The 19,197-nt window shown below is 64.0% G+C and carries 21 protein-coding genes; 14 read left to right on the forward strand and 7 right to left on the reverse strand.

Going from position 1 to position 19,197, the window contains the following annotated elements:
* Positions 1-69 precede the first annotated feature (69 nt).
* Complete coding sequence (locus EOD43_RS16110) at positions 70-600, reverse strand: J domain-containing protein (protein WP_127745060.1); 531 nt, start codon at positions 598-600, stop codon at positions 70-72.
* Between the two features lie 203 nt (positions 601-803).
* Between EOD43_RS16110 and EOD43_RS16115 the strand changes: the two genes are divergently transcribed.
* From EOD43_RS16115 to EOD43_RS16125, 3 genes are all read left to right on the forward strand, one after another.
* Entirely contained in the window at positions 804-1,466 is a 663-nt protein-coding gene (locus EOD43_RS16115) for a DUF6975 family protein (protein ID WP_127745061.1), read from the forward strand.
* Between the two features lie 69 nt (positions 1,467-1,535).
* Complete coding sequence (locus EOD43_RS16120) at positions 1,536-2,381, forward strand: AAA family ATPase (RefSeq protein ID WP_127745062.1); 846 nt, start codon at positions 1,536-1,538, stop codon at positions 2,379-2,381.
* Positions 2,382-2,427: 46 nt separating this feature from the next.
* The gene (locus EOD43_RS16125; RefSeq protein WP_164857274.1) at positions 2,428-3,144 is read left to right on the forward strand and encodes an SIMPL domain-containing protein; all 717 of its coding nucleotides are present in this window, start codon (positions 2,428-2,430) and stop codon (positions 3,142-3,144) included.
* A 6-nt stretch (positions 3,145-3,150) separates the two neighbouring features.
* Here EOD43_RS16125 and EOD43_RS23685 read toward each other — a convergent pair whose 3' ends face one another.
* The gene (locus tag EOD43_RS23685) at positions 3,151-3,312 is read right to left on the reverse strand and encodes a hypothetical protein (protein WP_164857275.1); all 162 of its coding nucleotides are present in this window, start codon (positions 3,310-3,312) and stop codon (positions 3,151-3,153) included.
* Between the two features lie 236 nt (positions 3,313-3,548).
* On the opposite strand from EOD43_RS23685, the gene EOD43_RS16130 reads away from it, so the two are divergent.
* The 3 genes from EOD43_RS16130 (at position 3,549) to EOD43_RS16140 (ending at position 7,468) form a co-directional block, all read left to right on the forward strand.
* The gene (locus EOD43_RS16130) at positions 3,549-5,444 is read left to right on the forward strand and encodes a CocE/NonD family hydrolase (RefSeq protein WP_127745064.1); all 1,896 of its coding nucleotides are present in this window, start codon (positions 3,549-3,551) and stop codon (positions 5,442-5,444) included.
* A 43-nt stretch (positions 5,445-5,487) separates the two neighbouring features.
* Entirely contained in the window at positions 5,488-6,060 is a 573-nt protein-coding gene (locus EOD43_RS16135; protein ID WP_127745065.1) for a hypothetical protein, read from the forward strand.
* 82 nt (positions 6,061-6,142) lie between these two features.
* The gene (locus EOD43_RS16140; RefSeq protein WP_127745066.1) at positions 6,143-7,468 is read left to right on the forward strand and encodes a cystathionine gamma-synthase family protein; all 1,326 of its coding nucleotides are present in this window, start codon (positions 6,143-6,145) and stop codon (positions 7,466-7,468) included.
* Here EOD43_RS16140 and EOD43_RS16145 read toward each other — a convergent pair.
* From EOD43_RS16145 to groES, 3 genes are all read right to left on the reverse strand, one after another.
* The gene (locus tag EOD43_RS16145) at positions 7,465-8,094 is read right to left on the reverse strand and encodes a hypothetical protein (RefSeq protein ID WP_240653266.1); all 630 of its coding nucleotides are present in this window, start codon (positions 8,092-8,094) and stop codon (positions 7,465-7,467) included. The two genes, EOD43_RS16140 and EOD43_RS16145, sit on opposite strands and share 4 nt — an antisense overlap.
* A gap of 172 nt (positions 8,095-8,266) precedes the next feature.
* Positions 8,267-9,919, reverse strand: a complete 1,653-nt coding sequence (gene groL / locus EOD43_RS16150) for a chaperonin GroEL (protein ID WP_127745067.1) — start codon at positions 9,917-9,919, stop codon at positions 8,267-8,269.
* A 50-nt stretch (positions 9,920-9,969) separates the two neighbouring features.
* Positions 9,970-10,257: a co-chaperone GroES gene (gene groES, locus EOD43_RS16155; RefSeq protein ID WP_127745068.1), complete on the reverse strand. Its 288-nt coding sequence runs from the start codon at positions 10,255-10,257 to the stop codon at positions 9,970-9,972.
* Between the two features lie 295 nt (positions 10,258-10,552).
* Here groES and lnt point away from each other — a divergent pair, with 295 nt between their 5' ends.
* The 7 genes from lnt (at position 10,553) to EOD43_RS16190 (ending at position 15,969) form a co-directional block, all read left to right on the forward strand.
* Positions 10,553-12,175, forward strand: a complete 1,623-nt coding sequence (gene lnt, locus EOD43_RS16160) for an apolipoprotein N-acyltransferase (protein WP_240653267.1) — start codon at positions 10,553-10,555, stop codon at positions 12,173-12,175.
* 83 nt (positions 12,176-12,258) lie between these two features.
* Positions 12,259-13,467: a methionine adenosyltransferase gene (gene metK / locus EOD43_RS16165; RefSeq protein WP_127745070.1), complete on the forward strand. Its 1,209-nt coding sequence runs from the start codon at positions 12,259-12,261 to the stop codon at positions 13,465-13,467.
* A 79-nt stretch (positions 13,468-13,546) separates the two neighbouring features.
* Positions 13,547-13,735: a hypothetical protein gene (locus EOD43_RS16170; protein WP_127745071.1), complete on the forward strand. Its 189-nt coding sequence runs from the start codon at positions 13,547-13,549 to the stop codon at positions 13,733-13,735.
* A 55-nt stretch (positions 13,736-13,790) separates the two neighbouring features.
* Complete coding sequence (locus EOD43_RS16175) at positions 13,791-14,330, forward strand: type 1 glutamine amidotransferase domain-containing protein (RefSeq protein ID WP_127745072.1); 540 nt, start codon at positions 13,791-13,793, stop codon at positions 14,328-14,330.
* 46 nt (positions 14,331-14,376) lie between these two features.
* Positions 14,377-15,057 carry a tRNA (guanosine(46)-N7)-methyltransferase TrmB gene (trmB, locus tag EOD43_RS16180; protein WP_127745073.1) on the forward strand — a complete coding sequence of 227 codons (681 nt, stop codon included), beginning with the start codon at positions 14,377-14,379 and terminating at the stop codon, positions 15,055-15,057.
* Positions 15,058-15,083: 26 nt separating this feature from the next.
* Positions 15,084-15,533, forward strand: a complete 450-nt coding sequence (locus EOD43_RS16185; RefSeq protein ID WP_127745074.1) for a DUF6265 family protein — start codon at positions 15,084-15,086, stop codon at positions 15,531-15,533.
* A gap of 136 nt (positions 15,534-15,669) precedes the next feature.
* Positions 15,670-15,969, forward strand: a complete 300-nt coding sequence (locus EOD43_RS16190; RefSeq protein WP_127745075.1) for a hypothetical protein — start codon at positions 15,670-15,672, stop codon at positions 15,967-15,969.
* On the opposite strand, the gene EOD43_RS16195 is transcribed toward EOD43_RS16190, so the two are convergent.
* Entirely contained in the window at positions 15,966-16,343 is a 378-nt protein-coding gene (locus EOD43_RS16195; protein ID WP_127745076.1) for a nuclear transport factor 2 family protein, read from the reverse strand. The genes EOD43_RS16190 and EOD43_RS16195 overlap by 4 nt on opposite strands.
* A complete protein-coding gene (locus tag EOD43_RS16200) occupies positions 16,336-16,833 on the reverse strand; it encodes a nuclear transport factor 2 family protein (protein WP_127745077.1) in 498 nt (165 codons plus the stop codon). Before EOD43_RS16200 ends, EOD43_RS16195 begins: the two co-directional genes overlap by 8 nt.
* Positions 16,834-16,945: 112 nt before the next feature.
* Between EOD43_RS16200 and EOD43_RS16205 the strand changes: the two genes are divergently transcribed.
* Entirely contained in the window at positions 16,946-19,138 is a 2,193-nt protein-coding gene (locus tag EOD43_RS16205) for a TonB-dependent receptor (protein WP_127745078.1), read from the forward strand.
* The last annotated feature ends 59 nt before the right edge of the window (positions 19,139-19,197 follow it).

Below are 19,197 nucleotides of genomic sequence, written 5' to 3' on the forward strand. Positions count from 1 at the left end.
CTTTGGAGAGGGCCTAGCCTGTGTGATCGACGATGGAGCCGGCGACGCGGCCCGATCCGGAAGGGCGGATCAGCGCGGGCGCTTTTCCTCGGCCCGGCGCAATATCTCGAACGCCGCCTGCACCGCCTGGAAACGGACGGCGGCCGCCGCGTCATTGGGCTTCACGTCGGGATGGTTTGCCTTCACCAGCCGGCGCCACGCCGCCTGGATCGCATCGAAATCCGCATCGCTTTCCAGCTCGAGCGTCTCGAGCGCGCGCAGCTCGTCGCCGGTCCAGCGGCCGTCGCCGGGGCCGGCCCAGCCATAATGCGATGCTTCGGCATAGCCCGATGCCGATCGCCGTTCCTGCCGTTCGCGCTCGGCGGCTTCTTCGGCGCTAAGGCCCTGAAAATAGTCCCAGTTCTTATTGTACTCGGCCGCATGTTCGGGGCAGAAATACCAGCGTTCCGGGCTGTTGGGCGATTTGGGCGCGGGGCAGTCGCCTGGCTTGTCGCAGCCGTGCCGGTCGCACATGCGCACCTTGGTCGCCCCGCGCTCGCTGCCATAGCCGCGCCAGCGGGGGAAACCCCAGTCGTTCGATCGGGAGGATGATCGGGCCATAAGATCCCATCATAACGCGCGAGCCGTGAACGGGCCATTGCAGCGACCAAAAATATAGTTTCCGACCAATGGATGAGCGTGGTGAACGCTTTCCAACCCCGCCAGTAACCCGAATTTTACGGCCCGCAGGATAGAAGCGTCTTCGTGGTTCGGAAGCGTGTGTCCGGGCCACGGCGTAACCTGGTTGTATTCGGGGTAGTGAAATGGCGTTGATTCAGGCGAACGCCGCGCTTGCGGGCGCGGCCGAGGTGATGGGCTCTCTGCTGCGGGCGGATGGAGCCGCGAACCACCCCTGGATTTCGCACGATATCTTCAATTCGGGTCGCGAGACTTCGCGCAATCTGGCCGATGCGGTCCACCATGTCGCGCATCTCCACGGCGGGCAGCGCGGCATCATCGATTGGGCGCGCGAAAAGGGCGGGGCGGAGCATGAGGTTCGCTGGCTCGACGAAGCCGCACAGGGTTTCGCGGCCGAACGGCTCTATCTGTTCAAGGTCGTGACCGCCGTCGGCCCGCTGCCCAGCACGCCGGGCCAGGCGCATTGCGAACAGGCGCTTGCCGGGCAGCGTCATGCGATCGAGATGCTGGGCCGTTCGGACCGCACCGGCTGCGCGCTGGGCGCGGCGCTCACCCTGATGCTCGATTGGCGGGCGATCCGCTGCCTGATCGATGCGGCGGCGCAGCGCTTCGGCGTCGATCTGGTGCCGCCGGCCCTCCCGCCGCGTGGCGCGACGCTGGATGTGCCGGCGGGTGCTACGCCGGGTGCCGAGCGGGCGATGGCCTTCGGCGCGCAGCAGATGCTCGCCCAGCATCGCGGCCTGTGGGATCTGCTGGCGTCGCGCGCCGCGGCCCGCGCTGGCGGATAACGCCGCCTTTCCGTTGCGCCGCAGCGCAGGCCGCCTTATCGATCTCCATAACGGGTTATGGAGATCGGCGTGCGCTTCGAAGGAACCAGCAACTATATTGCCACTGCGGACCTGAAGGTCGCGGTCAACGCCGCGGTGACGCTGCGTCGTCCCCTGCTGGTGAAGGGCGAGCCGGGGACCGGCAAGACCGTCCTCGCGCATGAGATTGCGGCCGCGACCGGCGCGCCCCTGATCCAGTGGCACGTCAAATCGACCACCAAGGCGCATCAGGGCCTGTACGAATATGATGCCGTGGCGCGTCTTCGCGACGGCCAGCTGGGCGACGAGCGCGTCCACGACATCAAGAATTACATCCGCCGGGGGAAGTTGTGGGAGGCGTTCACCTCGCCGCAGCTGCCCGTTCTGCTGATCGACGAGATTGACAAGGCCGACATCGAATTCCCGAACGATCTGCTCCAGGAACTCGATCGCATGTCGTTCGACGTGTACGAAACGGGCGAGACGATCGCGGCGAAGGAGCGGCCGATCGTCGTCATCACGTCGAACAACGAAAAGGAGCTGCCCGACGCCTTCCTGCGCCGCTGCTTCTTCCACTATATCAAGTTCCCCGACCGCGAGACGATGCAGTCGATCGTCGACGTCCACTTCCCCGGCATCCAGAAGTCGCTGGTCAGCCGCGCGATGGACATCTTCTACAACATCCGCGAGGTGCCCGGCCTCAAGAAGAAGCCGTCGACCAGCGAACTGCTCGACTGGCTGAAACTGCTGCTGGCGGAAGACATGCCGCTGGAAGTGCTCCAGTCCGCCGACCCCAAGAAGGCGATCCCCCCGCTCCACGGCGCCCTGCTCAAGAACGAGCAGGACATCATGCTGTTCGAACGGCTGGCGTTTTTGAGCCGGCGGCAGGGTAGTTAAATCGATGGGAGCAAATTGGGCGCTTACTGCTGCTACGATTTATAGCGTGTTGAGTTCGTCGCCTGCGCCGGCTCAATATGCGGTTCCAGTTGCGGCGGGAGAAGTGCCGCTCGAAATCGTAACCTACGGATCGAGCGAAAACACAGCGCAGGAAGCGACGATGAGCGTCTGCGTCACGTCGCGAAGCAAGACAGCATCCGAAGCAGATAGCGCCGCCAGATCTCTGGCGGAAAAGGTACGCGCGGCTTTGGTCGCGCAAGGAATTCCGTCCTCCGATCTTGTCCTGCGTCAGCCTGGCAATGTCGGTCGGATGGGTTTCGTCGGTAATGAAGCTTTCGATCCAGAAGATATGCCAGCAGCGCTAGCGCAGATGCAGCAGGGCAATGCGACTAAGTCGGCAACCGCTTATATTGATGTTACGGTCCGTGACCTTACTAAGCTAGACCAAATCCGTCGTTCGCTGCTCGACTTGAATGCAAGCTTCGCGGCGGGACCGATCCTGAAATTGAGGGATGAGGATGCGGCGCGCCGGGCAGCGATCGCCGACGCTGTCGCCAAAGCGCAGCGTGAAGCCGACGATTATGCCGCTGCGCTTCACATGCGTGTCAGCCGGATTGTTCGGATAAAAAATAGCGCGCCCGTCGATGCGGCGTTCAATATGAACATGCTTCAACGGCTGACGAGCAGCAATCTGTCTGCGTCGGTGGAGGACAAGGTCACCACCGACGTTCGCGTTACCGTCGAGTTTGTTCTCAGCAAATAAGCGCCGCTACATCCGCGCGGCGCGATCCCGTTTATAGTTCGAGATCAGCTCTCGATAGCGGCCGGCGATGCGTTGCTGGCCGCGGCGGGCTTCGACGGTGGGGGCATAGTCGGCGCGGATCAACGCGACCTGCTGGCGGTGGTACAGATAGTTGAGGTCACAGGTCATCGGGCCTCTCCTTCGCCGCGCCCTCTTTGGGGCATCCTCTCCTGCCGATACGCGGATACTCGCACCTCGGCCCGCTTCGCGACTCGGGGTCGGGGCTGCGGTGCAAGCAGAGTATCACTTGCCTGTGGATAAGTCGGCCATAAGGGGAATCCCATAGGCGTATCCGCCGCACGGTCTGGCTCGACGGAGCCGGTCCGATTTGCCAGAAAGGGTGAAATTTTCAGAAAGGCAGACGAATGAAATTGTCGCGCGCGTTGCTGTTTCTCTCGATCACCGCATCAACCGCCGCGATCGCCCAAACGGCGGAAAAGCTTACGCCCCCGATGGAGGTCGACATTCCGTCGAGCTTCGAGGCGACCACCCCGCAGGCCGATTATATCCGGCGCGAGGTGATGATCCCGATGCGCGACGGCAAGAAGATGTTCGCCGTCATCGTGATGCGCAAAGGCACGAGCGCCGCGCCGATCCTGCTGACGCGCACCCCCTATAACGCCGCCAAGGCGACGAGCCGCAATGCGAGCCAGAAGATCGAGGAGATCGTGCCGATCTCCGACGCCGAGTTCATCAACGACAACTATATCCGCGTCTATGAGGATGTGCGCGGGCGCAACGGATCCGAGGGCGACTATGTGATGAACCGGCCGCTGCGCGGTCCGCTCAACGCCACCGATACCGATCATGCCACCGACGCCTATGACACGATCGACTGGCTGGTGAAGAATGTGCCCGAAACGAACGGGCGCGTCGCGATGACGGGATCGTCCTATCCCGGCTTCACCACGCTGATGGCGACGATCGATCCGCATCCGGCGCTCAAGGCCGTGGTGCCGATGTCGCCGATGGTCGACGGCTGGATGGGCGACGACTGGTTCCACAACGGCGCCTATCGCCAGGCCGGCTACGACTATTTCGTGTCGCAAATGGCGCAGAAGGGCGATGGCGACGACGTCGCGTCGGGCACCGGCGATCAATATGCGCTGTGGCTCAAGGCGGGATCGGCCGGCGATTATGTGAAAGCCTATGGCCTCGATAAGCTGCCGCAGAGCCGGAAGATGCAGGAGCATCCGGCCTATGACGATTTCTGGAAGGGGCAGGCGGTCGACAAGCTGCTCGGCGCCCGGCCCTTCACCGTGCCGATGACGCTGGTCGTCGGGCAATGGGATCAGGAGGACAGCTATGGCGCGGCGGCCGTGTTCCGCGCGCTCAAGGGCAAGGACACAGGCGGTAACCTGCATCTCGTCGTCGGGCCGTGGCGGCATTCGGGGGTGAATTATGACGGGTCGTCGCTGGGCGCGCTGCGCTTCGCGGGCGATACCGCGCTCCAGTTCCGCCGCGACGTGATGAAGCCGTGGCTCGACCAGTATCTGAAGCCCGGCGCGGCGAAGTTCGATGTGCCCGCCGCCTACACCTACGCGACCGGCCTCGATAAATGGCAGGGGACGGCGGACATCCTCGATGCGCCGCTCAAGCCGCTTTATCTGGAATCGGGCTTCGGCCTCGGCTGGGAGAAGGCGGCGAAGGCCGATCGCGACACCTATCTGTCCGATCCGGCCAAGCCGGTGCCGTTCGTGCCGCGCCCGGTTCACTGGGGCGATGCCGATCAGTGGAAGCCGTGGCTCGTCAGCGACCAGCGCTTCGCCGACAGCCGTCCCGATGTGCTGACCTACGTCACCGAGCCGCTGACCAAGGCGGTCCATATTCGCGGGCGGCCGAAGGTCGATCTCTATGCGGCGACCACGGGCACCGACAGCGACTGGGTGGTCAAGCTGATCGACGTCTATCCGGAGGAATATACGTCCGATCCCAAGCTGGCCGGTTTCCAGCTGGGCGTGGGCATGGAGATTTTCCGAGGCCGCTATGTCGACGGGTTCGATAAGCCGCATGCGCTGAAACCCGGCCAGGTCGAAAATTACAAGTTCGAGCTGCCGACGGTGAATCACGCCTTCCTGCCCGGCCACCGCATCATGGTGCAGGTCCAGTCGAGCTGGTTCCCGCTCTACGACCGCAACCCGCAGACCTATGTGAAGAACATCTTCTTCGCGAAGCCGGGCGACTACAAGAAGGCGACCCAGAGCGTGTTCACCGGCGGCGCGACCGCCAGTTCGGTGATGCTACCGGTGGTGGAGGACTGACGAGATAACGTTATGTTAGCTTCCGTTGGGCAAGGAAGCTGGCATGCAGAACTTCGCTTCGCTTGAGCCGGTTCCCGGCGCGCGCTTCACGGTCGAGCGCGCGGACGGGAAAGAATGGCTTCACGCTCACGCACCGCGTCAATGGGGCGGCATCCTGTTCATTGCGGCGTGGTTCTGCATGTGGAGCGCCGGCGGCGTCGTGGTGCTGGCCGATATGTTCCTGGGCGACAACCCTCTGTTCGCTGCTGCGTGGCTGGTCGGATGGGCCGTGGGTTGGGTTTTCGCCGGGGCGTGGCTGCTGTGGCAGGTCGCGGGGCGCTGTATTCTGGGCGTCGAAGAGGGTGCGCTCGTCTATCATTGGTCGATGCCGCTATGCTCCAGAACGAAGCGATATGATGTCGCGCAGATCCGGCATCTGAGAATCGCTCCGCCGCCCGCGCAGGGGGAGGAAAGTGGGCAGGCGGCGCAGATGCCCGTCTTCTCTTCATCGTCCGGTTCGGTGCAGTTCAGCTATGGCGCGCGCACCGTGGGCGTGATGCCGGGACTCGACCATGCGGAAGGCGCGATGATCGTCGATTGGCTGGTGAAGCGTTTGCCGGATCAGGCGCGCGCATAGGCGCGGCACTCCTCCAATCCACGAACCGAGGATATACACATCGCATCACGAGTTAGGGGCATGATCCCCACGGAGAGATGCGATGTCGAATGACGACAAGAAGAATGAAGCCGAACTGACCGGCACGACCCAGCGCCGCCGCCCGAAGCCGGGGGTGCGCGAAGTGGGCGGGCGCAGGCTCAAGCCCGCCACGCTGATGATGGGGCATGGCTATGATCCGATGTTGTCCGAAGGATCGCTCAAACCCCCGATCTTCCTGACGTCGACCTTCGTGTTCGAAAATGCAGCCGCCGGCAAACGCCATTTCGAGGGCGTCACCGGCAAGAGGCCCGGCGGTGCCGAGGGGCTCGTCTATTCGCGCTTCAACGGGCCGGATCAGGAGATTCTCGAGGAGCGGCTGGCGATCTGGGAGGATGCCGAGGCGGCGCTGACCTTCTCGTCGGGCATGTCGGCGATCGCGACGGTGATGCTGGCAATGGTCGAGCCGGGCGACGTGATCGTCCACTCCGCGCCGCTCTATGCCGCGACCGAGGGGCTGATCGGCAAGATCCTCGGCCGCTTCGGGGTGCAGTGGCTCGATTTCCCGGCGGGTGCGACGCGCGAGGAGATCGACGCGGTGATCGCGCAGGCCAAGGCCAAGGGCCGGGTCGCGATGATCTACCTCGAAAGCCCCGCCAATCCCACCAACGCATTGGTTGATGTCGAGGCGGTGAGCGCCGCGCGCGATGCGGCCTTCGGTGGTGCGGACAAGAAGCCGCCGGTCGTGATCGACAACACCTTCCTCGGGCCTTTGTGGCAGAAGCCGCTGCGGCACGGCGCGGACCTCGTCCTCTACAGCCTCACCAAATATGCGGGCGGCCATTCGGATCTGGTTGCGGGCGGCGCGGTGGGCGCGAAGGCGCTGATCGATCAGGTGCGCGCGATGCGCAACACGATCGGCACGATCACCGATCCGCACACCGCATGGATGCTGCTGCGCTCGCTAGAGACGCTGGAACTGCGCATGAGCCGCGCGGGCGAGAATGCGGCGAAGGTCTGCGCCTATCTGCGCGATCATCCCAAGGTGGAGCGGATCGCCTATCTCGGTTTCCTCAAGGAAGGGACGCGGCAGGCCGACATCTACCAGCGCCACTGCACGGGGGCGGGATCGACCTTCTCGCTCTATCTGAAGGGCGGGGAGGCGGAGGCGTTCGCCTTCCTCGATGCGCTCAAGATCGCGAAGCTCGCCGTGTCACTGGGCGGCACCGAGACGCTGGCGAGCCATCCGGCGGGGATGACGCATCTGTCGGTGCCCGATGAGCGCAAAAAGGCGCTCGATATCGGCGACAATCTGGTCCGCATCTCGATAGGCGTCGAGGATGCCGACGATCTGATCGCCGACTTCGAACAGGCGCTGGAGGCGGTTTAAGTCAGCGAGAAATCCGGAAAGCCGTAGCTCTGGGCGACCAGCATGGTGTGCGTGCCCGCGACGTGGTTGATGATCTGAACCACTTCGCGGGTATAGCGCAGCAGCGCATAGGGATTGCGGTAGGATGCCGTGATCAGGATATCGAAGGCGTTCGATCCGTGAATGATGCTGGCGTTGGTCAGCAGGATCGGCAGTTGGCCGTTTTCCAGATTGTCGGCGATCCAGGTGCGCGATCGGGCGATGACCTCCTGAACGATCCGCTCCTGGCTCGGCTCCGGCCCCTCGCGGCTGACTTCCCAGGCGAGCCGTTCCTCGCGCAGCGTGCCGAGGTTGACCGATACGGCGATCAGCCCCTGTTCGGGCAATTGCACCTTGGACGAATGGCCGCGCGGCCACAGCACCTCGGCCACCCCGCCATCGGCGATCAGCCGGTTGAGCGCCTTGGTCGCGGACCGCTGTTCGCCATCCTCCAGCGGGGTGCCGTCGCCCTTGCCAAAGCGCGCGAGGAATTCGGGGCTGGCGAGGAGGGATTCGCGATCGTGCAGCGTGGGGAATTCCGCCGCCAGCGCGTGAAGCAGCCGTTCCGCAGCACCGTTCTTCGCGTCCGAACCGCCCTTGCCCGCCATGTTTCCCCCTTGCTGTATGAGGGGACTATAGCAGCACTGGGGCGAATGTCACTTATCGGGCTGCGGCGTCCGATTAGCGAAAGCGGGACAATAGTCCCGAAAAAGAAAGGCCCCGCGGATCGCTCCGCGGGGCCTTTCCTGTGTCGTTCGACTGGTCGAACGGACTTCTGAATTAGAAGTCCATGCCGCCCATGCCGCCCATACCACCCATGCCGCCGGGCATGCCGCCCATTGCCGGCTTGTCCTCGGGGCTGTCCGAGATGGCGGCTTCGGTGGTGATGAGGAGACCGGCGACCGAGGCTGCGTCCTGCAGCGCGGTGCGGACGACCTTGGTCGGGTCGATCACGCCGGCCGAGACCAGGTTCTCGTACGTGTCGGTTGCGGCGTTGAAGCCCTTGGTCTCGTCATTCTCGCGCAGCAGGTTGCCCGAGATCACCGCACCGTCATGGCCGGCATTCTGGGCGATCTGACGCACCGGGGCGGTGATCGCCTTGCGGATGATGTCGATGCCGCGGGTCTGATCGTCGTTCGCGCCCTTCAGGCCTTCGAGAGCCTTGGTGGCGTAGAGCAGAGCCGTGCCGCCGCCGGGGACGATGCCCTCTTCGACAGCCGCGCGGGTCGCGTGCAGCGCGTCATCAACGCGATCCTTGCGCTCCTTGACCTCGACTTCGGTCGAACCGCCGACCTTGATCACGGCGACGCCGCCGGCGAGCTTGGCGAGACGCTCCTGGAGCTTCTCACGGTCGTAATCGCTGGTGGTCGCTTCGATCTGACGACGGATCGCTTCGACGCGGGCCTTGATCGCATCGGCCGAACCCGCACCATCGACGATGGTGGTGTTGTCCTTGTCGATCGTGACGCGCTTGGCGGTGCCGAGCATGCCGACGGTGACGCTCTCGAGCTTGATGCCGAGGTCTTCCGAGATCATCTCGCCCTGGGTCAGGATCGCGATGTCTTCGAGCATCGCCTTGCGACGATCGCCGAAGCCCGGCGCCTTGACGGCCGCGACCTTCAGGCCGCCGCGCAGCTTGTTGACGACCAGCGTGGCGAGCGCCTCACCCTCGATGTCCTCGGCGATGATCAGCAGCGGGCGACCCGACTGCACGACCGCCTCGAGGATCGGCAGCATCGCCTGGAGCGACGACAGCTTCTTCTCGTGGATCAGGATGTACGGATCCTGCAGCTCGACGAGCATCTTGTCGGGGTTGGTGATGAAGTAGGGCGACAGGTAGCCGCGGTCGAACTGCATGCCTTCGACGACGTCGAGTTCGAACTCGAGACCCTTGGCTTCCTCGACCGTGATCACGCCTTCCTTGCCGACGCGGTCCATCGCTTCGGCGATCTTCTCACCGACGACGGTGTCGCCATTGGCCGAGATGATGCCGACCTGCGCGACTTCCTTGGTGCCGGCGACCGGCTTCGAACGCGCCTTGAGGTTTTCGATGACCTTGGCGACGGCCTGATCGATGCCGCGCTTCAGATCCATCGGGTTCATGCCGGCCGCGACCGACTTCATGCCCTCGCGGACGATCGCCTGCGCCAGAACGGTGGCGGTGGTGGTGCCGTCGCCGGCCGCGTCGTTCGCCTTGCTGGCGACTTCGCGGATCATCTGCGCGCCCATATTCTCGAACTTGTCCTTAAGTTCGATTTCCTTGGCGACGGTGACGCCGTCCTTGGTGATGCGCGGGGCGCCGAACGACTTGTCGATCACGACGTTGCGGCCCTTCGGCCCCAGCGTGACCTTCACCGCGTCGGCGAGGATGTCGACGCCGCGCAGGATGCGCTCACGGGCGTCGCGGCTGAATTTCACGTCCTTGGCTGCCATGTTGGCTACCCTTTCGGTTTGGAATTGAGAGAATTAGGGCTGGAAGAAGATCAGCCGACGATCCCGAGGATGTCGCTTTCCTTCATGATCAGCAGGTCTTCACCGTTGATCTTGACCTCGGTGCCCGACCACTTGCCGAACAGGATCTTGTCGCCGGCCTTGACGTCGAGTGGGGTGACCTTGCCGTCTTCCGACTTGGCGCCGCCGCCAACCGCGACCACTTCGCCCTCCTGGGGCTTTTCCTTGGCGCTGTCGGGGATGATGATGCCGCCGGCCGTCTTCTCTTCAGCTTCGACGCGGCGAACGAGCACGCGATCGTGCAACGGACGAAAACCCATGTGCGTCCCTTTCCTTGACATGGACGAACCGGCGCCGGGGCAAAACCGCCCCTCACGCCGGCGTTGTTGGAACTTTTGGCACTCACCCAAGTTGAGTGCTAGCGGCGATATGTGTGGCAGCCCTCAGGCTGTCAAGCGATCCTCTCGACCATTTTTATGACGCTCTTATTTTTAGGCGAATGACGCGCCGCCTTTCCGGTGACACGCAATCGCGGATATGGGTGCGCCCGACACTCATTCAATCGGCCCCATGCGACCTTTCACCTTTCCCCCGAAACGGGTCATCGCCCAACACATGATCGCCCTCGGTTTGGGGGCAGGTTCCGCGCTGGGATTCGCGCCGCTCAACTGGTGGCCGCTGACCCTGCTCGCGCTTGCCGCTTTGATGTGGATGGCGTTGCAGGCGGGGCGGCTGCGCAGCGTGATCGGCATGGGCTGGCTGTTCGGCATCGGCCATTTCGCGGTCGGGCTGAACTGGATCGCGACCGCCTTCACCTTTCAGGATGCGATGCCCGTCTGGCTCGGCTGGGTCGCGGTGGTGGCGCTGTCGCTCTATATCGGCATCTATCCCATGCTCGCGCTGGCGGGCGCCTGGATCATCGCGGCGACGCCGGGCTGGCATCGCGCGCGGACCGCGGCGAAGGCCGACGAGGATCGGCGCGCCAAGCTAGCGAAGATCGTGCCCGCCGACATGCTGTCGCGGCGCGAGGCCGGGCCGTCGATCCCGCGCAATCCTTATGCCTTCATCCTGCTGTTCGCGGGGCTGTGGGTCGTCACCGAATATATCCGTGCGATCGCCTTCACCGGCTTTGCGTGGAACCCGCTCTCGGCGATCCTGATCGACAAGGAAATGGCCGAACCGGCCTTCGTCGGCCTGACGCGGGTGATCGGCACCTATGGCCTTTCGGGCGGGATGGTGCTGCTGGCCGGCATCTGGCTGATGGCGGTGTTGCCGGGGACGAAGAATCAGCGGTGGAAGCGGGTGGCGATCGCACTGATCGCGGCGATGCTGTGCCAGATATTGTCGGCGACCCTGCTGCGCCCGCTGCCGCCGAAGGCCGGGCCGCAGATCGTGGTCGTCCAGCCCAATATCAACCAGAACGAGAAATATGACGCGAAGCTGCAGCAGCTCAATTTCGATCGGCTGGCCTCGCTGAGCGGCAAGCCCGGCGCGTCGCCCCGCCTGCTGATGTGGCCCGAGGCCGCGACCGCCGATTATCTGGAGCTGGAGCCGGTCGCGCGCGAACGGATCGCGGCGCTGCTGGGGCCGAAGGATGTCGTCCTGCTGGGCGGCGACGCGCTCGAATATGATCGCGAAGGCATCCTTGTCGGCGCGCGCAACAGCCTGTTCGCGATGAACGGGCAGGGCGAATTGCTCGCGCGCTACGACAAGGCGCACCTCGTCCCCTATGGCGAATATCTGCCCGCGCGCACGATCCTGTCGGCGATCGGGCTGTCGCGGCTCGTGCCCGGCGATATAGAATTCTGGCCCGGCGCCGGCCCCGCCAGCTTCCCGATCGCGGGCTATGGCAAGGCGGGCGTGCAAATCTGTTACGAGATCATCTTTTCGGGGCAGGTGATCGATCGCAACAACCGGCCCGATTTCCTGTTCAACCCGTCCAACGACGCCTGGTTCGGCAGCTGGGGTCCGCCCCAACATCTGGCGCAGGCGCGGCTGCGCGCGGTGGAGGAGGGGGTGCCGGTGATCCGCTCCACCCCCACCGGGATCTCCGCAGTGGTCGACGCCGACGGACGGCTGCTCAACAGCGTGCCGTGGCATCAGGCGGGCGCGATCAAGACGACGTTGCCGGGGCCGCATCCGCCGACGATCTTCGCGTGGGGCGGAAATGCGCTCGCCATCGCCTTTGGTCTCTTCCTTGTCGCGTTGGGATTTGCCGTGGCCGCGAAGCCGCGCTAAAGGCACACATAAGGAAGTCTTTATATCTTTATATGTGCATTGCGGCTAAGCCCGCGACTATCACTTGAAGGACAGAAAGTTCGATGCGCAGCAGCTATCTCTTCACCTCCGAAAGCGTTTCCGAAGGCCATCCCGACAAGGTCGCAGACCAGATTTCGGACGCGATCGTCGATCTGTTCCTGTCGAAGGATCCCGAAGCGCGCATCGCGTGCGAGACGCTGACGACCACCCAGCTCGTCGTCCTCGCCGGCGAAATCCGCTGCAAGGGCGTCTATGAAAACGGTGCCTGGGCGCCGGGCGCGCAGGAAGAGATCGAAAAGACCGTCCGCGCGACCGTGAAGCGCATCGGTTACGAACAGGAAGGCTTCCACTGGGAAAGCTTCCGCTTCGAAAATAACCTGCATGGCCAGTCGGCGCACATCGCGCAGGGCGTCGATGCTTCGGGCAACAAGGACGAGGGCGCGGGCGATCAGGGCATCATGTTCGGCTATGCCGCCGACGATACGCCCGATCTGATGCCGGCTACCCTCTATTACAGCCACAAGATCCTCGAAGTGATGGCCGCTGACCGTCACTCGGGCGCTGCGGCCTTCCTCGAGCCGGACGCCAAGAGCCAGGTCACGCTGCGTTACGAAGGCAGCAAGCCCGTCGCCTGCACCGCGATCGTCGTGTCGACCCAGCATGGCAAGGGCTATGACGAGGGCGCGAAGGAAGCCGAGCTGCACGCTTATGTGAAGTCGGTCGTCGCCAAGGTGATCCCGGCCGCTCTGCTCAGCGCCGACACCGTCTATCACATCAACCCGACCGGCAGCTTCGAGATTGGCGGGCCGGACGGCGACGCGGGCCTCACCGGCCGCAAGATCATCGTCGACACCTATGGCGGCGCTTCGCCCCACGGCGGCGGCGCGTTCTCGGGCAAGGATCCGACCAAGGTCGATCGGTCGGCGGCGTACATCACCCGCTATCTGGCGAAGAACATCGTCGCCGCCGGCCTTGCCCAGCGCTGCACGATCCAGCTCGCTTACGCCATCGGCGTCGCCAAGCCGCTGTCGCTCTATGTCGACACGCACGGCACCGGCACCGTCGGCGACGACAAGATCGAGGAAGCGATCGGCAAGATCGCGAAGCTGGGCGGCATGACCCCTCGCGGCATCCGCACCCACCTCGGCCTCAACAAGCCGATCTATCAGAAGACCGCAGCCTACGGCCACTTCGGCCGCAAGCCCGAAGGCGACTTCTTCCCCTGGGAGAAGACCGATCTGGTCGACGATCTGAAGGCGGCGCTCGCCTAATCAGAGTTACATTCCCTTACTCGGGAACGACGCGGCGCGGTGCTATGCATCGCGCCGTTGTTGTTTTCGGAGAGTGTCCATGCGTCGCCTGATTCCCGCTTTCGCCACACTCGCGCTGCTGACCACGCCAGCCTTCGCCGCGCCCTGCAAGGATGCGAAGGGCAAGTTCGTCAAATGCCCGGAAGCCGCCAAGCCCAAGGGGCCGTGCAAGGACGCCAAGGGCAAGTTCGTAAAGTGCGGCACGCCGGGCGCCAAGCCGATCAAATAAAGGGAACGCCGCGCGCGATGATCGGTTATGGGGCGCTCATTCCAAGGAGCATCCCATGACCGCCATCGCCAAGGCCAAAGTCCTGATCGTCGCGACCGATCGGTTCGAGGAATCCGAACTGTTCGGCCCGCGCGAGGCTTTGCTGGAGGCGGGCGCGACCGTCGTGCTCGCATCCGACACGACCGAACCGATCCTGGCCACAGTGCATGACGAGCCGGGCAAGACGATCAAGCCCGACATGCTGATCGGCGATGTCGATCCGGCCGATTATGACGCACTGATCCTGCCGGGCGGGGTCGGCAATCCGGACAAGCTGCGGATGAACGAGACGGCGGTCGGCATCGTCCGCGCCTTTCACGAAGCGGGCAAGCCGGTCGCCGCGATCTGCCACGGGCCGTGGATGCTCGTAGAGGCCGATGTCCTGCGCGGTCGCACTGCCACCGCCTGGCCCTCGATCCGCACCGACCTGCGCAATGCGGGTGCGACCGTGATCGACAAGGAGGTCGTCGTCGACGGCAACCTCATCACCAGCCGCAAGCCCGACGATGTTCCTGCGTTCAACAAGGCGGTGATCGCGGCGATCGAGGCGGCCTGACTTTAGGGGTCGCGCACCGACGTCGATCCGCCTAAAGCGCGCGCCCATGAACGATCCGCTTTCCATCCGTCGCCTCTACGGTCGGCGCACCGGCCACAAATTGCGTGCGGGGCAGGCTGCTCTGGTCGAGCGGCTGTTGCCCGAGATCAGCGTGCCCGAAGAAGGTCCGGTCGACGCCGCAACCCTGTTCGGCGCGGATCGTCCGCTCGCGATCGAGATCGGCTTCGGGCGCGGCGAGCATATGGCGGGGCAGGCGAAGATGCGGCCCGAAATGGGCTTCATCGGCTGCGAACCTTTCCTCGACGGCGTCGTCGGCGCGCTGATGAAGGTGGATGAGGATGCCATTCCGAACATCCGCATCCACATGGGCGACGCGATCGAGGTGCTGGAGCGACTTCCCGACGCGTCGCTCGATCGGGCCTGGCTGCTTCATCCCGATCCGTGGCCCAAGGCGCGGCATGCCAAGCGCCGCTTCATGAACGACGGCCCGATCGGCCTGATCGCGCGCAAGATGAAGCCGGGCGGCGAGTTTCGCTTCGGCACCGATCATCCGGTCTATGTGCGCTGGGCGATGATGGTGATGGGCCGCTCGCCCGATTTCGAATGGCTGGGCGAGAACCCGACCGACTTCCTCGTCCGCCCCGACGACTGGCCCGAGACGCGCTATGAAGCCAAGGCGCGGCAGAAGGGGCATGAGGTGTGGTATTTCCGCTACCGGAGGGTCTAGGCTCGATCGACTGGACGGAGGGTGTGATGCTGCTGGCGATGTTTGCGTCCGTTCTGGCTCCCATCCCCGCCGCATCGCCGCTGCCGTCATGGCTGGCGGGATATTGGATCGAATGTTCCGCCGGACGCGAGACGGCCGAAAGCTGGAGCGATGCGCGCGGCGGCGTGATGCTGGGCGCCAGCAAGACGGTGTCGGTGAAGCGCACGAGCTGGGAATATTCGCGCATCGCGCCGAGCGGCGATGGGATCAGCTTCTTCGCCGATCCCTCCGGGCAGGCGTCGACCGAATTCAAGGCGATCGAGCTGAGCGAGCGCCGCGTCGTCTTCGAAAATCGCGGCCATGATTTTCCGCAGCGCGTGATCTACCAGCGTGATGCGGACCGGCTCGACGCCCGGATCGAAGGCGAGATGGGCGGGCAGGCAAAGGCGATCGAATGGCATTATCGGCTCCGCCCGATCAATTCGACTTGCCCCTGAGCGCGGTTCGCGCACAATCGATAGCGTTCGATGATGTTGCTGTGACACCTTGTCACGGATGGTGTCGCCGCCTATTTCGGCGGCGTGTGGCGCGGCCACGCATCGTTCGTAAGAGACCTTAGGGTAGGGGATAGACATGGCCAATGTGGACGGGCGCTGGGACAGCGTGGTGAAATCGCCGATGGGCGAGCAGAAGGGCGTCCTGGTGCTGAAGAGCGACGGCAGCAGCCTGACCGGCAACAGCGAAGGCCCGATGGGCAATGTCGAACTGACCAACGGCAAGGTCGACGGCAATGCGCTGAGCTGGAAGATGGACATCAAGACCCCGATGGCGATGACGCTGGAAGTCAACGCGACCATCGACGGCGACACGATCGAAGGTTCGATGAAGCTCGGGCCGTTCGGCAACGCCCCGTTCAAGGCGACGCGCGCCTAAGCGGGCTTGGGTGTGGATGCGTAGGCGACGATTTTCCAGTCGTCGCCTGCGGGTTCCCATACCGACAGGAACAGGGTGTCGACGCGGCCCTTCGCGCTGCCGTCGCGCCATTCGAACTCCATGAACGACACGCCCTTCAGGAGCGCGTAGCCCGGCCGCATCTCGACCGAGAGATCGGACGCGCCGGTCGCATGGGTGATGACGGCGCGGGCGCGGATGCGATCGAGATAGGTCGCGCGATCCTCCACCAGCCCGTTGATATGGGCATAATGAAATACATCAGCCGTCATCGCGTCGAGCGTGTCGGCGTCGTCCGCCTCGACCGCGCGGCGGCGCGCATGTTCGGCGGCGATAAGGCGGGCCGCGTCATCCATTCGCGTCCCCCTTCGTCACGTCGTGATGCACGATCGTCTTGGCGACGAACTGGGGCGAGCTGCTGAACTCGGCGATCCGCCAGTGACCGTCGGCCTCGCGGCGGCATTCCAGACGACATTCGACCAGCAGATTGGGCGCGATCGGCCCCGCGATGGGGCGGGCGCCGGGCGCCGAGAAATTGAGGTTGAAGCACTTGATCGTCGCGCGGCCCTCGTCATGGACGAAGATGCGCGGATTGACGAAGGCATGGAGCAGCTGGCGCTCGCCATCCTGCAGGGTCGTCGCGATCCGATCGCGCTCGGCCGCGTAGAAGGCCTCGAGTTGCGCATGCCCCTGATAGCGATGCTCGCCGACCACGAACGCGCCGTCGGCGCAGTAATAATCGGCGATCGCGCGGCCGGTATTCGCGTCGATCTCATAGCCCAGGTCGTAGAGCATCTGCTGAAGCTCTGTGATCGCTAGCGCGGCGTCCGGTGTCAGTTTGCGCATGGCCGACCCTTACCAAATGGCGATAGATGACTTGCCATCATTTGATGTAGTTCCGGAAGGGCGAAAGGGGTAACTCTATCGCCTATAATAAGGTCAAATAAGGGAGGAACTGATGGGCTTCAGGCATGTCCTGTTGCTGGGCGCTGCAATGGTGCCTGGCATCGCATTCGCGCAGACCGCAACCCCGGCACCCGCCGCGCAGGCGGACGCCGTCGATGACAGCGGCATCGGCGAGATCGTCGTCACCGCGCAGCGCCGGTCCGAAAATCTTCAGAATGTGCCGATCTCGGTCGCCGCGCTGACGCAACAGCAGTTGACGAGTGCGGGGATCAGCGCGGTCCAGGATCTGACCGCCGCGACCCCCGGCTTCGTCTGGGCGCGCACCACCAGCACCAACCAGCCGACCGTGCGCGGCATCGGCACGCGCAACTTCGCGGCGGGCGATGAACCCAACGTCGCGACCTATTTCGACGGCGTCTATCAGCCCGACTCGTTCGGCGCGGTCTATGAACTCGCCAATGTCGAGCGGGTCGAATTGCTCAAGGGGCCGCAGGTCACGCTGTTCGGGCGCAACGCGACCGGCGGCGCGGTCAACATCGTCACCAAGAAACCCAGCTTCAAGACCGAGGGCGAAGGATCGATCAGCTACGGCCGCTTCGATTATCTCCACGGCACCGCCTATATCTCCGGCCCGATCGTCGAGGATAAACTGGCGGTGAGCCTGTCGGGCGTGGCCGAGGATAATGGCGGCTATATCCGCGACATCTTCCGCAACGTCGACATGGGCAAGCGCAAGATCGGCGCACTGCGCGGCAAGATGCTGTTCGAGCCGTCCGAGGGCGTCGAGTTCCAACTGGGCGGCTTCTACAGCTACACCAAGGACGATACGACCTTCGCCACCCATCCGCTCAACGGCAACAGCAACGTGCGCACGCTGGTCAACAACCCCGCGCGCAACCCGCTGAACCTGCCGCTTAGCACGGTGATCCCGACCGGCGATTTCCAGACCGCGCTCGACTTCAAGCCGTTCCTGCGCGTGAAGCAATATATGATCGACGGGCATATGTCGGTCGATCTGGGCTTCGCCACGCTCACCGGCGTCGCGGCCTATCAGAACACCGACAATGATTATGCGCAGGATTTCGATTATTCGCCGCTGAACGTCACGCGGATCACGATCAACTGGGTCGGCCATTCGACCTATCAGGATCTGCTGCTGACCAGCAATGGCGAGGGCCGGTTCAAGTGGATGGTCGGCGGCAACGCGCTGCAGGCCTATGCCGCGCAGGATCCGCAGAACACCAACGGCAATATGACGATCGACAGTCAGAAGACCCGATCGATCTCGGGCTTCGTCGAAGGCACGTATGAGGTCGTCGATCACCTCTTCCTGACGGGTGGCGCGCGCTACACGCGGGACAAGAAGATCGCGCTCTACATTCCGCCGGCAAGCGATCCGAACCAGAACCGCGCGGGCAGCAGCACCACGTTCAACAATCTGTCGCCGCGCGCGGTCGCCCGCTACGAATTCTCGCGCAACAGCAACGTCTATGCGTCCTATTCGCGCGGCTTCAAGAGCGGCACCTACAACCCGCTCACCCGCACTGGCGCACTTGTCCCGGCCGATCCGGAGAAGATCGAGGCGTTCGAGGCGGGTATCAAGACCAACCTCGGATCGAACGTCCGCTTCAACGCGGCCGCCTTCCACTACAATTACACCAACCTGCAGGTGACGCAGTTCGGCACGCTCAACGGCGTGACGGTCAGCTTCCTGCAAAATGCCGGCAAGGCGAAGATCGATGGCGCCGAAGCGAGCCTTGAGGTTAAGTTCTCGCCCCGTTTCCGCATGTCGGCGAGCGTCGCGAAGCTTCGCACCAAGATCACCGACTTCCCCGGCGCCGCAATTACCACGCCGAATCCGGCCGTGCCGCCGATGAGCGGCAACGTGACGGTTCCGGCCGATGTTTCGGGCAAGGATCTGCCGCGCGCACCGCATTGGACGGGCAATATCGCCGCCAATTACAATACCGAACTGGCGGGCGGTAAGCTCGACGTCGATGCCTCGGTCTATCTGACGAGCCGCTGGTATGTCGATGTGCTCAACCGCGTGGCGGCGCCGGGCTATGCGCTGGCCAACGGGTCGATCAGCTGGACGACCCCGGACGAGCATTGGCGCCTGTCGGTGTTCGGCAAGAACCTGTTCAACGAACGCTATTTCGCCACGCTGCTGACCTTCGGCGGCACCGACCAGTTTGCTTATGACAAGCCGCGCTGGTTCGGCGGGACGGTCGCGTACAAGTTCTGACCTCTCTCCCTCCCTGCGCATATGTGCAGGGAGGGATTTCGCGCTTCGTGCGTTACCTG

Origin of the sequence: Sphingomonas crocodyli (assembly GCF_004005865.1) — a bacterium.
GTDB lineage: Bacteria > Pseudomonadota > Alphaproteobacteria > Sphingomonadales > Sphingomonadaceae > Rhizorhabdus > Rhizorhabdus crocodyli.